This window comes from Kitasatospora aureofaciens, assembly GCF_019192735.1.
Lineage (GTDB): Bacteria > Actinomycetota > Actinomycetes > Streptomycetales > Streptomycetaceae > Kitasatospora > Kitasatospora aureofaciens_A.
In genome coordinates, this window is sequence record NZ_JAHTKP010000016.1 from 30,556 (window position 1) to 44,200 (window position 13,645).

The window sequence follows — 13,645 nt, forward strand, 5'->3', positions numbered from 1 at the left end:
CGACGCCAGGCCCACCGCGTTACCAAGGTATGGATCAATCATCGAGTCCGGACGCCGCGGCCGAAACACGGTGGCCGGAGTTCCCGGACTTCGTCGCGTCCCGCGGACGCCATCTCCTGCGGACCGCCTTCCTCCTCACCGGCGGTGACGCCCACCTCGCCGAGGACCTCGTGCAGGAGGCGCTCGGCCGGATCTTCGTCAAGTGGCGGAAGATATCCCGGCTGGACAACCCCAGCGGCTACGCGCAGACCGTCCTGGTCAACACCTTCCTCTCGTACCGCCGCAAGCGCAGCGCCTCCGAGCACGTCACCGACGAGTTCCCCGAGGTCGGCGTGGACGACCCGGACCCGACGCTCCGACTGACACTGCTGCGCGCCCTCGCCGAGCTCCCGGCCAAGGACCGCGCCGTGCTGGTGCTCAGGTTCTGGGAGGACCGCAGCGTCGAGGACACGGCGACCGCCCTGCGCCTGAGCGCCAGCGTCGTCCGCTCGCGCAGCAGGCGGGCGCTGGCCCGGATGCGCGGCGTGCTGGGCGACGACATCGACGCGGCCGTGCGCCGACCCGCCGACACGGCCGGACACACCGACACGGCCGGACCGGCAGGCACCGCGGGACCGACAGGCACGCCCGGACCGGCAGGCACCGCGGGACCGACAGGCACGCCCGGACCGGCAGGCACCGCGGGACCGGCAGGCACCGCAGGACCGACAGGCACGACCGGAACGAACCCATCCTCCGAGAAGGCGGTGCTGCGCCATGCCCACTGACGACGAGTTCGCGGACGACTTCGCCCGCGCCCTGCGCGGCGCCGCCGAGCTGGCGCCGGAGCCGGTGAAGCACACCCTCGCGGCGAACGCCGAGCAGCGCGGGCGCCGCCGGCGCCGCCGCCGCCGTCGTACCGCCTTCGCGGGCGGGCTCGCAGTGCTGGTCCTGGCGGGGGCCGGCGGCTTCGCGGCCGTCGGCCACGGACCGTTCGGCGCCGTCGGCCCGGCCGACCCGCCGGCGCCGGACCTGCCGAAGATGTCGAGCGAGGAGGTTGTCGGGCTGATCTCCGAGTTGCTCCCGCCGGGCAAGGTGCGAGTGATCGTCGACGGCGGCGCCGGCGACCGGGGCCAGCACCGGACCGGCGCCACACTCTGGTTCGACGACGGGGCGGGGGAGAGCATCGTCGAGGTGTCGGCGGAGCGGACGGACCTTCGGCCCGACGCGGGCACGGTCTGCGCGGACCCGTTCAGCACGCCACAGGACTCCTGCGACCGCACTGTCCGCCCGGACGGATCCGCCCTGGTCATCGACAAGCTGCGGGACAGCTACAACGCTGCCAAGCGCGAGTGGCGGGCCACGTGGGCCGGCCCGGACGGTCGGCGGGTGATGGTCACCGAGTACAACGGGCAGCCGGGGGCCTCGAACCGGCCGAACCCGCCGCTGACCGCCGATCAGCTGACCGCCTTGCTGACCGCCCCTGCGTGGGACCGGATCTTCGCCTCGCTCGCTCCCGTCCCCGGGGCGCCGAAGCCGGGCGACGCCCCGGCGCCGACCCCCTCGCAGGGCCAGTCGCAGGGCCCGTCGAACGCGGATCTGCTCGCGAAGCTGGTCCCGCTGCTGCCCGCCGGGGCGAAGGTCTCTGGCCAGGACGACAAGCGTGCCGTGCTCACGGCGACTGTCGACGGCCGCAGCAGCATGCTGATGGTGGGCGTGGAGCCGCCGTCCCAGCGCGGCCGGGACGAGCTGAAGAGCATGGACCACGACTACACGACTCCGCTGGAGGTCCGGGAGAAGCGGCCCGACGGCACGATCGTCGACACCAACCGCTTCGGTAACGGGAAGGGCGCCACGGATCCGGTGCTGCACTGGACGGCCACGGTGTACTACCCGGACGGCAGCCAGGTGCGGATCTCGGAGTGGAACGGCGAGAACGGCTTCACCTTCAAGCCCGGTGATCCCGCGCTCGACGTGAACGGGCTGAAGGCGATCGTCACCAACCCGGCCTGGCGCTCCTGACGTCAACACGGTGGCCCGGCAGGGGAGTTGATCCCTGCCGGGCCGCCGCGCGGGGAAACCCGGCGGACCCCCGGCCGGCCCCGATGCCACACCCCTGGGCGGGGAGTTCCCGAACCGCCCGACGTTCCGTCATGCGTCGTTCACACCCGCGTCGCCGACCTTCGGGTGAATGAGGGCGCCCGCAGTTGTACAGCCAACTGCGGGTCACTCCTCCCAGCCTCCGTGACCAGCCGCGCGCGGACCCGGCCGCCGACGATCCCCGACGATCCCGGCGGACCCGGCCTCCCGGCGGCGGACAGGACAACCGTGGCCGCAGGCAGCGCCCTGACCCTCACCGCACCCGCCAACCCGACCGAAGGCGACCGGGTCACCTTCCACTGGACCACCGACGCCCCCGACGCCAAGAACTGGGTCGGCATCTACGACGGCAGCCGCACGCCCGGCACCGGTTCCTCCCTCCTGTGGAAGTACACCCCGGCCGGCTCCGGCGACCTCCAGCTCGACACCTCCGCGCTGACCGGCGGCCCCTACAGCGCCTACCTGCTCGCCAAGGACGGCTACGGCATCCTCGCCCAGAGCGAGCCGTTCAGCTTCCGCCCCAAGCCCGCCGTGGTCCGCCCGCACAGCGCCGTCGACTCCCTGACCACCGCCCCCGTCGCCCCGGGCGCGGCGGTGTCCGTCAAGCTCGGCGGCCTCTGGTCCCGCCCGGCCGGCAACCCGGCCGGTACCGCCGCCTTCTGCAAGGTCGGTGGCGCGGCCTGGGCCTCGGTCAGCGCCGACGGAACCCTCACCGGCACGGCACCCACAAGCAGCAAGAACCCCGAGCTGGTCGTCGTCGGCGTCAAGGACAGCGCCGGTGCGACCGACACCGTCACCGTGCTGATCCCGGTCGCCGACCCGGCCGGGCCGCTGCGCCTGAAGACCGCCAGCTGGAACCTGCACAACGCGGGCGCCGGCTACACCGACGCGCTGGAGAAGCAGCTGCGCGTCGTACTCGCCCAGGGCCTGGACGTGCTGGCGCTCCAGGAGACCGCGGGCACCCAGGCGCAGACCCTCGCGACCGCGCTCGGCTGGTACGCCTACCAGAGCCCGGGCAGCGTCGGCATCCTCAGCCGCTACCCGCTCGCCGACGTCACCCCGGCGACGGCCGAGCTGCCCGCCGCCGGCGCGACCGTCCGACTGCCCGGCGGCCGTGCCCTCCGCTTCTGGTCCGCGCACCTCGACGAGGCCGACTACGGCCCGTACGCCGTCCAGGACGGCCGAACCGCCGCCCAGGCGGAGGCCGCCGAGAACGCCTCCGTCCGGCTGAAGCAGGCCAACGCGCTGGCTGCCGCCGTCCGGGCGGACATCGCCAAGCACACCCCGGTGGTGCTCGCCGGGGCGCTCTCCTCGCCCTCCCACCTCGACTGGACGGCCGCCACCGCGCCCGCGCACGGCGGCGTCGGACCGGTCAACTGGCCCGTCACCGCGGCGCTTCAGGCCGCAGGGCTGACCGACACCTGCCGCGAGGAGAACCCCGACCCGGCCAGGATCCCCGGCACCACCTGGTCGCCCACCCGCAAGCAGCGCGGCGCCAACCCGGAGCCGCAGGACCGCATCGACTACGTGCAGTACGCGGGCCCGCTCAAGCTGGTCGAGGCGCACACGCTCGTCGCCGACTGGCCGCAGGCCGAGCCGAACACCGCGGCCAACGAGTGGCCGTCCGACACCGCCGCCGCCGTCGCCACCTTCCAGCTCTGAGAGGCCAGTTCGCCATGTCCGAACTCTCCCGCCGCACCTTCGTCGGCGCCACCGCGGCCGCCGGGGCCGCCGCGCTGACCGGCCTCGCCGCCACCTCCGCGGAAGCCGCCCCCGCCGAGGCCCCCGCCGACGCCGCAGCCGACGCGCCCGAGCAGCTCACCGGCACCGTCCAGGACGTCAAGCACGTCGTCGTCCTGATGCAGGAGAACCGCAGCTTCGACCACTACTTCGGCACGCTCAACGGCGTGCGCGGCTACGGCGACAAGCAGGCGCTCCAATTCCCGGACGGCACCGACGTGTTCCGCCAGCCCGACAGCCGGCGCAGCGACGGCGGCGTGATGCTGCCGTACCGGATGGACACCTCCAAGTACAACGCGCAGAACGCCGGCGGTCTCGCCCACGACTGGGCCACCGGCCACCAGGCCATCAACAACGGCGCGATGAACAAGTGGATCGCCGCCAAGGGCGAGCGCACCATGGGCTACTTCACCCGCGACGACATCCCCTACCAGTACGCCCTGGCCGACGCGTTCACCCTCTGCGACGCCTACTTCACCTCCCTCGCCGGTCCCACCGACCCCAACCGGCTCTACCTGTGGACGGGCACCGCCGGCCCCGGCCGCGACGGCACCACGGGCCCGTGGATCGACAACACGCCGGTCACCGACAACCCCGTCGCCGACTGGACCACCTACGCCGAGCGCCTGGAGAAGGCGGGCATCAGCTGGCGCGTCTACCACAACCCCAGCAAGGACGACCGCGCCGGCGACTACGACGACAACGCGCTCTCGTACTTCAAGCAGTTCCACAACTTCCCGAAGGACGACCCGCGTTACGTCAACGCGATGACCAAGTTCGACCCGGCCGACTTCGACCGGCACTGCAAGGACGGCACCCTGCCGACCATCTCCTGGCTGGTCGCGCCCTACCTCTTCTCGGAGCACCCGGAGGCCGGCCCGGCCTACGGCGCGCACTGGGTGGACATGGCGCTGCAGTCGCTGATGTCCAACCCGAAGGTGTGGCAGCACACCGTCTTCCTCGTCATGTACGACGAGAACGACGGCTACTTCGACCACATGGTCCCGCCCACCCCCGAGGCCGGCACGCCCGAGGAATTCACCCACGGCCGGGCGATCGGCCTCGGCAACCGCGTGCCGCTCTGGGTCGCCTCTCCGTGGTCGCGCGGCGGCTGGGTCAACTCGCAGGTCTTCGACCACACCTCGGTGCTGCGCTTCATGGAGGTGGTCACCGGCGTCGCCGAGCCCAACATCTCCGCCTGGCGCCGGGCCGTCTGCGGCGATCTCACCAGCTGCTTCGACTTCGCCGCGCCGGACTACTCGATCCCGCGCCTGCCCGACACCAACGCCCTGATGGCCAGGGCCGACGCGGGCACCAAGCTGCCCGGCGTCGCGCTGCCGGCCGTCGGCGCCCAGTCGATGCCCGTCCAGGAGCGCGGCGAGCGCCCGCACCGCCCGCTGCCGTACCAGCCGTGGGCCGACGCCGAGGTGGACCGGAAGACCGGCAAGGTCACCTGCACGATGAGCAACGACGGTTCGGTGGCGTTCCCCTACACCGTCTACCCGAACATCGTGTTCCCGTTCGCGGGCACCCCCTGTACCGTCGCCCCCGGCGCCACCGCGACGTACGTGTGGGACGCCGCGGCCACCAACGGCCGCTACGACTTCACCGTGCACGGCCCGGACGGCTTCGTCCGCCGCTTCGCCGGCACCGTCGTCCGCGACGGGCAGGACGGCCAGAACGACGTCGGCGTGCCGATCGTCACCGCCGACCTGCACGGCAGTGTGCGGCTCACCCTCCAGGTGGCCAACGACGGCCTGACCGACGTCGCCTTCACCGCCGTCCCGAACGACTTCGCGGGCACCGCGCAGACCGTCTGGGTCAAGCCGGGCAAGCAGGTCAACCTGGCCTGGCCGCTGGACAAGCAGGGCCGCTACGACGTCGTCGTCACCGCCCACACCGGCCGGCGGTTCAGCCGCCGCTACGCGGGCTGGGTGCACTGACCTGCCGGTAGAACGGCCACGGCCAGGGGACGCCGAACCGGTGACCCCCGGCCGTGGCTCGGCCGCCCGGCCGGGGCCCGCCGCTACCGTCGGGCGCATGCAGAAAATCACCACCTTCCTCTGGTTCGACGACCAGGCCGAAGAGGCCGCCGCCTTCTACACCTCGCTCTTCCCCAACTCCCGTATCACGCAGCTCACCCGCTACGGAGAGGCCGGCCCCGGCGCGGCCGGCTCGGTCATGACCGTCGAATTCGAACTCGCCGGCCGGGCGTACGTGGCCCTCAACGGCGGCCCCGAGTTCCACTTCACCGAGGCCGTCTCGCTCCAGGTGGAATGCGACGACCAGCAGGAGGTCGACGAGCTCTGGGCCAAGCTCACCGCCGACGGTGGCCAGGGGGGCCCGTGCGGCTGGCTCAAGGACCGCTTCGGCCTCTCCTGGCAGATCACGCCGCGCGTCCTGCTGGACCTGATCGGCGACCCGGACCGCGCCAAGGCCGACCGCGTGATGGCGACCATGATGCGGATGCAGAAGATCGAGATCCAGCCGCTGCTCGACGCGGCCAAGGGCTGAGGCCGTGACCGCGCTCTCCTACCGCAGCATCGTCTACCTGCGCGCCACGCCCGAGCGCGTGTGGCACGCCCTCACCAACGCCGACGAGTCCGGCATCTACTGGGGCCACCGCAACATCTCCACCTGGCTGCCCGGCGCGCCCTGGGAGCACCAGCGCGCCGACGACTCCGGGATCGCCGACGTCATCGGCATCGTCGAGACCGCCGACCGCCCGCACCGGCTGGTCACCACGTGGGCCGCACCGGACGGTCCCGGCCCGTCCGGACCGTCCCGGGTCACCTTCGAGATCCAGGGCTGGCGGGACCTCACCCGGCTCACCGTCACCCACGACAACCTCGGCGAGGCGGAACGGGCGGACTCGGAGCAGGGCTGGTCGGCGGTGCTCTCCAACCTCAAGACCTACCTGGAGACCGGCCACCCGCTGCCGCAGCAGCCGTGGACCATGCCCTGACTGCCCTGACTGCCCTGACTGCCCTGACTGCCCTGAACGCGAGGCGGATCAGCGCCCGGCCTCCACGGCCGGGCGCCCCCTTTCGCCGCGCACCCAGCGGCGCAGCCGGGCGAACCGCGAGAACCGCTCCCGGCTCGCCACCGAGGCCCGGTCCAGCTCCTCCATCAGCCGCCGGCTGCGGTGCTCCAGGTCCAGCTCGTCCAGGATCCGGTCCACCTCGGCCAGCAGCGAACCGTGCAGCTGCCAGGCCTCCGGTTGCTCCTGCACCTGCCGCAACAGCAACTGGGCGACGTTCTCGCGGCAGGCCAAGGCCGCGGCCAGTTCGGCGGCCAGCCGCTGCTCCGCCTCCTCGGCGTTGCGGCTCACCTGGGTGGTCACCAGCACCGCGAAGCTGACCATCGCCCCGCCGACGTGCGCGAGCAGTTCCTCCAGCGCCACCGCGACATCCGGCGCGAACAGCCGCTCGCCGGGCCCGCGCCGCTTCGCGAGGTCGGTCAGCGAGCGGGCCAGCACCCGGATCACCACCACGCAGATCTCCAGCGTGTCGAGCCCGGTGCGCAGCACCAGCCGGGACAGCAGCCCTTCGCTGATCCGCGGGTTGAGCCGCAGGCTGTCCTCCGCCTGCCGCAGCGCCGCGTCGACGTGCGAGATTGCCTGGTCGAGCCGGCGCGCCTCGTGCAGCCGCTCCGCGGCCCAGGCGAGCGGGGTGGGCCGGCCCAGCTCCTCGGCGATGTCCACCAGCAGCTGGCGGGCCCGCCGGGCCAGGTCCTCGATCGACGCGCCCGCGGTGTCCACCCAGACCGGCGGGGCGAACAACAGGTTGAACAACAGGCCGACGGCCGCGCCGATCAGCGTCTCCAGCACCCGGTCCCAGGCCTGCGAGGCCAGCTTGGTGACGCCCAGGATCAGCATCGCGCTGATCGCGACCTCCTGGACGAACTCCTCGACCCGGACGAACCGGCCGATCGTCAGCGAGGCCAGGATGATCAGCCCGAGGCTCCACCAGGAGAGCCCCACCACGGCGCTGAACCCGATCGCGATCAGCACGCCGACCACCACCGAGTTGACCCGGCGGATGCTGGTCTTCAGCGTCGAGTAGACGGTGACCTGCACCACCAGCAGCGCGGTGAGGGGCGCCGTCAGCGGGGCCGGCTCGCTGCTGAGCTGCGTCGCCGCCACGTAGGAGAGGGTGGCGGCCACCGTCGCCCGGACGGTCTGGACGACGAACGGTTCTCGGGCGCCTCGGCGGACGGCGGCCGTGAGGGACTCCGACGTGAGGGACTCCGGGAGAAGGGCCATGCCGCCCTTCTTTCCCCGCAGGCGCCGTTCACACCGCCGATCGGGCCCGACGGCACCCGGATGCCCGCGCCGGGACGACGAGTTGCGGCTACTGGTCGCGGTCCAGGCGCAGCTTCCAGGGAGCCAGCGCGGACTCGACCTGCACCCCGAGGCTCATCTTGGACGCGCCCTCGACCCGCTCCTCGAAGCGGATCGGCACCTCGCGGATCGTCATCCCTCGCTTGACCACGCGGTAGTTCATCTCGACCTGGAACGAGTAGCCGTTGCTCTGCACGGTCGGCAGGTCGATCGCCCGCAGTGTGCTCGCCCGCCAGGCCTTGAAGCCCGCGGTGGCGTCCCTGACGCCGAGGCCGAGGATCGTGTTGACGTAGAAGTTGGCCCACGCGGAGAGGGCCTTGCGGTGCCACGGCCACTCGGCGGCGGTCGAACCGCCGGGCACGTAGCGCGAGCCGAGCACCACGGCGGTGTCGCCGGCGAGCAGGGCCTCCACCATCGCCGGTATCACCGAGGCCGGGTGGGACAGGTCGGCGTCCATCTGCACCACCACGTCGGCGCCCTCGTCCAGCGCCCGGGCCATGCCCGCCAGGTAGGCGCGGCCGAGGCCGTCCTTCTCGGTGCGGTGCAGCACGCCGACCGTGCCGTCCGAGTCCGCGGCCAGCTTGTCGGCGATCTCGCCGGTGCCGTCCGGCGAGCTGTCGTCGACCACCAGCAGGTGCAGGTTCGGCACCGGCAGCTCCGCCAGCAGGCCCGCGAGGACCGGAAGGTTCTCCCGCTCGTTGTACGTGGGGACGACGACAACGACCTTGGGGGAGGCCTCGACCATGCTCTGATTCCCTCGCGCGCTCTCCGGCCGGCACCCGTGCCCCGTCGGACGGCTGTCCGTGACGACCTGCTGATTGGACCGTGCGAGTGTATCCGCGCCGAACGGCAGCCTCGTCGTCGGGCACCGTTAAGGCTGTGGCTGACGGGTCTACTGCCCGCCGTACACGGCCGCGAGGTTGTCGCGGGCCGGGTGGGCGCGGCCGGCCGGGCCGGCGGCGAAGGTGCGCAGGACGTTCTCGGTGACCTTGCGCACCAGGTCGCCAGCCTTGGCGTCGATGCCGTGGTCGGCGCTGGTACCGCCGGGGCCGTTCGCGTCCAGGGTCTCCACCCAGCGCATCGTCCCGGTGGCGAAGACCCCGGCGCCGCTCGGGACGGTGTAGTACGCGGTGTCGGCGTACGAGTGGCGGCCCTCGCAGACCACGGGGGAGTGGGCGATCACCTCGATCGGGCGCGGGGTCGGGAAGGCGGTGTCCACCTTGTCGTACTCGACGCCGACCAGGTGCGGGAAGGACGCCCCGGCCGCGACGCCGGTGCCCTCGAACGCCCAGTGGTCGGGGGAGCCCACGACGTACGGCGCGTCCACCGGGTAGCCGTCGTAGATCACGCCGAGCATCGAGCTCTCCGGATCCGCGCCAGAACCGGCCCGGAAGTCGGTGGTCGCCGGCGCGCCCGCCTGGTGGCCGGGGTCCTTGGCCCAGGCGTCCTTGTAACAGACCACCGTCCGGTCCGGGCCGACGTCCGAGGGCTCGAAACGGACCCGGCGGAAGCAGCAATTCGCGCCCAGGATCGCCAGGTTGGTGCCGGCGTCCCGGGCCGCGACCACGTTCGCGCGCTGCTCGGGGGACCAGTACTCGTCGTGCCCGAGCGACAGGACGGCGGTCGCGCCGTGCAGCAGTCCCGGCTCGCGGGCCACGTCGATCCCGGTGGTGTAAGCGAGCGGCAGGCCGAGCCGTTCGGCGAGGGCGACCAGCGGCGCCTCGTACACCAGGAACAGCCCGGCGCCGTGGTCGTAGCCGTACGGCCGGTCGAAGGTGACCTTCAGCGAGCGGGTGGCCAGGCCCCCGGTCGGACCGTTGTAGAGGCTGTATCCGCCCCACTCGTTGTACGCCTGCCACGTTGCCGGGGCGCTCATGACGACCGTCCTCCCGGCCGTGGTGGCCGAGCGGACGGTGAGCGGGACGTAGCGCTGGCCGGAGCCGTCCTCGGCGTCCAGGCGTACCAGGTACGCGCCCTCGGGCCAGCCGGACGTGTCGACGGCGACGGTCCGCTGCCAGCCGGTGAGGACCGTGCGGGTGGTGCCGTCCACGTGCGGCGCGGCCTGCTTGGTGCCCGGTACGTGCTCGCGGCGCCAGATCAGGCGGGCGCGGGCGCCGCCGTACCAGCCGATCCGGTAGGCGGAGATGGTGTAGGCGGCGGCAGGGGTGGAGACGTGCAGGCCGAGCTGCTCGCCCGGCAGCACGCTGACCCGGTCGGTGAAGCCCTCGATCGCGCCGGACGGGCCGGGGTTGGTGATCTCCCAGTCGGGCGTGCCGGGGAGCGCCTGCTCCGTCTTCTCGGGGTTCTCCGTCCTGAGCCCGGCCCGCTGCGGGCTCGCGGCGCCGGAATCGGGTGACGGGTGCGGGTCCGGGGTCCGGGTGCCGCAGGAGGTGGCGGCCGCCGCCATCAGGCCCAGGCCCAGAAGCCCTCGCCGGCTCGGTGCCGCCCGCCCGTCCGTCACCGCGGCCTCCCTGATGTCCGTGTTCGCGTTCTATCACCGCGCACCCGTACGTCAAGGTGCGCGGACATCCTCACCCTTTCCGGGCATTCGACCGGGCCCGCCGCGCCGGGCGTCGGCACCGCATCGGCACGACGGAGCACCGTCCGCCACCCGGGAGGGCCGTTCGGGGGCTCCCCGGCGCGTCCGGCTGCGCGGCTCCCCGGCGGCGGCGAACCGGTCACCTAACCTGCGAACCGGTCACTTTGCCTGACCGGGTCGTCCGTCCGGCGGCCAGGGGGTCCGGAGCCGTGGGCGGCCGGCCGAGTCATGGACAGGGGTGTACGTGGTGTCGTCGGGTTCGGCCGAACCGGGGGTTGTGCCTCCGACGCGCGGCGCGAGATTCCGGGCCTGGATGCTGGAAGGCCTGTCGGACATGGCCAAGCAGTACCCGGGGCCGCACGCCGAGGTGCCCGCCGGGCACAAGACCGCGCACTGGTGGCGGGTCATGTGCCTGACCGGTGTCGACTACTTCTCGACCCTCGGCTACCAGCCCGGCATCGCCGCGCTCGCGGCCGGGCTGCTCTCCCCGGTGGCGACCATCGTGCTGGTGATCGTCACCCTGCTGGGTGCGCTGCCGGTCTACCGGCGGGTGGCCCACGAGAGCCCGCACGGCGAGGGCTCGATCGCCATGCTGGAGCGGCTGCTGTCGTTCTGGCGGGGCAAGCTCTTCGTGCTGGCGCTGCTCGGGTTCGCGGTCACCGACTTCATGATCACCATTACCCTGTCGGCCGCCGACGCCAGTGCGCACCTGGTGGAGAACCCCCATCTGACCAGCGCCCTCGGCGGCCGGCAGGTGCTGATCACGCTGGTCCTGATCGCGTTGCTCGGCGCCGTGTTCCTCAAGGGCTTCGGCGAGGCGATCGGCGTGGCCGTCGTCCTCGTCGTCGTGTACCTCGCGCTCAACGTCGTCGTGGTGGCCAACGGCCTCTGGCACGTCCTCAAGGCCCCGCACGTCATCGGCGACTGGTCCGACGCGCTCACCACCGCGCACGGGAACGTGGCCGCGATGATCGGCGTCTCCCTGATCGTCTTCCCCAAGCTCGCGCTGGGCCTGTCCGGCTTCGAGACCGGCGTCGCCGTGATGCCGCACATCGAGGGCGACCCGGACGACACCGAGGAGCGCCCCACCGGCCGGATCCGCGGCACCCGCAAGCTGCTCACCACCGCCGCCGTGATCATGAGCATCTTCCTGATCACCACCGCCTTCATCACCACCCTGCTGATCCCCGCCGACGACTTCAAGACCGGCGGCCCGGCCAACGGCCGCGCCCTCGCCTACCTCGCTCACCAGTACCTCGGCAGCGCCTTCGGCAGCATCTACGACCTGTCGACCATCGCCATCCTCTGGTTCGCCGGTGCCTCGGCCATGGCGGGCATGCTCAACCTGCTGCCGCGCTACCTGCCCCGCTACGGCATGGTGCCGGCCTGGGCGCGGGCGGTGCGGCCGATGGTGATCGTCCTGACCCTGATCGGGTTCCTGATCACCTGGATCTTCAACGCCAACGTGGACGCCCAGGGCGGCGCCTACGCCACCGGTGTGCTGGTGCTGATCACCTCGGCGGCCATCGCCGTCACGATCGCCGCGTACAAGGCCCAGGAGCGGCGGTGGACCATCGGGTTCGCGGCGATCTCCGCCGTGTTCCTCTACACCACGGCGATCAACATCGGCGAACGGCCGGACGGCGTCAAGATCGGTTCCTGCTTCATCGGCGGCATCGTGCTCGTCTCCTTCCTCTCCCGGCTCAAGCGTTCCTTCGAACTGCGCGTCACGGACGTCGTGTTGGACGAGACGGCGGGGCGGTTCGTCCGCGACTACACCCACCGCCCGCTGCGGCTGATCGCCAACGAGCCGAACAGCCGCGACCTCGCCGAGTACCGGGACAAGCTGCGGCAGATCCGCGCCGACAACGACATCCCGGCCGAGGACGACCTGGTCTTCGTCGAGGTCACGGTGCTCGACCCGTCCGACTTCGAGGCCGAACTGACCGTCCACGGCGAGGTGATGCACGACCGCTACCGGGTGCTGGCGCTGCAGAGCTCCAGCGTGCCGAACGCGCTGGCCGCGCTGCTGCTGCGGGTCCGGGACCTCACCGGGCAGCAGCCGCACATCTACTTCGAGTGGACGGAGGGCAATCCCTTCGCCCAGTTCCTGCGGTTCTTCCTGTTCGGGCAGGGCGAGATCGCGCCGGTCACCCGCGAGGTGCTGCGCGAGGCCGAGCCGGACCGCTCCCGGCGGCCGGCCGTCCACGTGGGCTGAGCGGGCGCGTGCGCGCCGCCCCCCCCGGGGGCGCCTCAGCAGCGGAACGATGCGCGGTCGTCCCAGACGTGCAGCAGGAAGCCGTCGACCGGGCCGTCCGGGGCGACCAGGGTCAGGGACTCCTCGATCCGGTCGTAGGAGCGGTCGAAGGCCTCGTAGTCCTCGGCGTCCACCAGGGCCGTCGACTCGTCGAACCAGGGCTTGACCTCGGCGAAGCCCTGCTGGGGTATGAAGCGGCCGCTCTGCCAGGGGAAGTCCGCCTCCTCGACGACGATCTCGCCGAGCAGTTCGTCCCCGCGCATCAGCCGCCACGTGGTTTCGAGTGTCATCCGTCCGCCTCCCGCCGGAGCCCGAGGGCCGGGCCCTGGCAGGAGTCTGGCACCGGGTACCGACAATGTGGCTAGCGGTTCGGGTGCGACTTGTTCCACGCCGGGGCGACGAAGGCCACCAGGGCGACGGCGAAGCCGAGTTGGAGGATGTGGCGGATCCAGTCGATGCCCGAGGTGTGGCGGACGCCGATCCACCCGGAGGCGGCGTTGCCGAGCCAGGCGCCGGCGGCGCCGAGCAGCATCGTCAGCCACCACGGGATCGACTGCGGTCCACGCAGGACGAGCTTGGCGAGCACGCCCAGCACGAAGCCGATGAGCAGAATCCACAGGAGCTGGAACATCGCAGGCCACCTTTCGGGCGCGGTTCGTCCCATGATCGCCCGGATCGGCCGAACGGG

At 72.3% G+C, this 13,645-nt stretch carries 12 protein-coding genes; 7 read left to right on the forward strand and 5 right to left on the reverse strand.

The annotated features are described in order from the left end of the window. Positions 1–29 precede the first annotated feature (29 nt). From KV557_RS18460 to KV557_RS18485, 6 genes are all read left to right on the forward strand, one after another. Complete coding sequence (locus KV557_RS18460) at positions 30–767, forward strand: SigE family RNA polymerase sigma factor (protein WP_374106643.1); 738 nt, start codon at positions 30–32, stop codon at positions 765–767. Further along, a complete protein-coding gene (locus KV557_RS18465) occupies positions 757–2,001 on the forward strand; it encodes a hypothetical protein (protein WP_218201599.1) in 1,245 nt (414 codons plus the stop codon). The genes KV557_RS18460 and KV557_RS18465 overlap by 11 nt, the downstream gene beginning before the upstream one ends. 306 nt (positions 2,002–2,307) lie before the next feature. Further along, on the forward strand, positions 2,308–3,741 hold the full coding sequence (locus KV557_RS18470) for an endonuclease/exonuclease/phosphatase family protein (protein WP_308129964.1): 1,434 nt from the start codon (positions 2,308–2,310) through the stop codon (positions 3,739–3,741). A 14-nt stretch (positions 3,742–3,755) separates the two neighbouring features. Then, positions 3,756–5,762, forward strand: a complete 2,007-nt coding sequence (locus KV557_RS18475) for a phosphocholine-specific phospholipase C (protein WP_218201603.1) — start codon at positions 3,756–3,758, stop codon at positions 5,760–5,762. Between the two features lie 97 nt (positions 5,763–5,859). Next, entirely contained in the window at positions 5,860–6,333 is a 474-nt protein-coding gene (locus tag KV557_RS18480; protein ID WP_218201604.1) for a VOC family protein, read from the forward strand. Between the two features lie 4 nt (positions 6,334–6,337). Further along, a complete protein-coding gene (locus KV557_RS18485) occupies positions 6,338–6,784 on the forward strand; it encodes an SRPBCC family protein (RefSeq protein WP_218201606.1) in 447 nt (148 codons plus the stop codon). Positions 6,785–6,832: 48 nt separating this feature from the next. Here KV557_RS18485 and KV557_RS18490 read toward each other — a convergent pair whose 3' ends face one another. The 3 genes from KV557_RS18490 to KV557_RS18500 form a co-directional block, all read right to left on the reverse strand. Further along, positions 6,833–8,083, reverse strand: coding sequence for an FUSC family protein (locus KV557_RS18490; RefSeq protein ID WP_218201607.1), 1,251 nt, complete (start codon positions 8,081–8,083; stop codon positions 6,833–6,835). 88 nt (positions 8,084–8,171) lie between these two features. Further along, on the reverse strand, positions 8,172–8,906 hold the full coding sequence (locus KV557_RS18495; RefSeq protein WP_218201609.1) for a polyprenol monophosphomannose synthase: 735 nt from the start codon (positions 8,904–8,906) through the stop codon (positions 8,172–8,174). Between the two features lie 147 nt (positions 8,907–9,053). Beyond that, on the reverse strand, positions 9,054–10,622 hold the full coding sequence (locus KV557_RS18500; protein ID WP_374106644.1) for a N,N-dimethylformamidase beta subunit family domain-containing protein: 1,569 nt from the start codon (positions 10,620–10,622) through the stop codon (positions 9,054–9,056). Between the two features lie 391 nt (positions 10,623–11,013). Between KV557_RS18500 and KV557_RS18505 the strand changes: the two genes are divergently transcribed. Then, the gene (locus KV557_RS18505) at positions 11,014–12,918 is read left to right on the forward strand and encodes an amino acid transporter (protein WP_218201610.1); all 1,905 of its coding nucleotides are present in this window, start codon (positions 11,014–11,016) and stop codon (positions 12,916–12,918) included. Between the two features lie 35 nt (positions 12,919–12,953). Here KV557_RS18505 and KV557_RS18510 read toward each other — a convergent pair whose 3' ends face one another. Together KV557_RS18510 and KV557_RS18515 are read right to left on the reverse strand one after the other, a co-directional pair. After that, positions 12,954–13,247 (reverse strand): hypothetical protein, encoded by a 294-nt coding sequence (locus KV557_RS18510; protein WP_218201613.1) that lies wholly within the window; start codon positions 13,245–13,247, stop codon positions 12,954–12,956. A 71-nt stretch (positions 13,248–13,318) separates the two neighbouring features. Next, positions 13,319–13,588, reverse strand: a complete 270-nt coding sequence (locus KV557_RS18515) for a GlsB/YeaQ/YmgE family stress response membrane protein (protein WP_218201615.1) — start codon at positions 13,586–13,588, stop codon at positions 13,319–13,321. Positions 13,589–13,645 lie beyond the last annotated feature (57 nt).

Excerpts from the sequence above, each read along its gene's own strand:
- KV557_RS18460 (WP_374106643.1), top strand. The coding sequence starts at position 30 with ATGGATCAATCATCGAGTCCGGACGCCGCGGCCGAAACACGGTGGCCG.
- KV557_RS18465 (WP_218201599.1), top strand. The coding sequence starts at position 757 with ATGCCCACTGACGACGAGTTCGCGGACGACTTCGCCCGCGCCCTGCGC.
- KV557_RS18475 (WP_218201603.1), top strand. The coding sequence starts at position 3,756 with ATGTCCGAACTCTCCCGCCGCACCTTCGTCGGCGCCACCGCGGCCGCC.
- KV557_RS18480 (WP_218201604.1), top strand. The coding sequence starts at position 5,860 with ATGCAGAAAATCACCACCTTCCTCTGGTTCGACGACCAGGCCGAAGAG.
- KV557_RS18490 (WP_218201607.1), bottom strand. The coding sequence starts at position 8,083 with ATGGCCCTTCTCCCGGAGTCCCTCACGTCGGAGTCCCTCACGGCCGCC.
- KV557_RS18495 (WP_218201609.1), bottom strand. The coding sequence starts at position 8,906 with ATGGTCGAGGCCTCCCCCAAGGTCGTTGTCGTCGTCCCCACGTACAAC.
- KV557_RS18505 (WP_218201610.1), top strand. The coding sequence starts at position 11,014 with ATGCTGGAAGGCCTGTCGGACATGGCCAAGCAGTACCCGGGGCCGCAC.
- KV557_RS18510 (WP_218201613.1), bottom strand. The coding sequence starts at position 13,247 with ATGACACTCGAAACCACGTGGCGGCTGATGCGCGGGGACGAACTGCTC.
- KV557_RS18515 (WP_218201615.1), bottom strand. The coding sequence starts at position 13,588 with ATGTTCCAGCTCCTGTGGATTCTGCTCATCGGCTTCGTGCTGGGCGTG.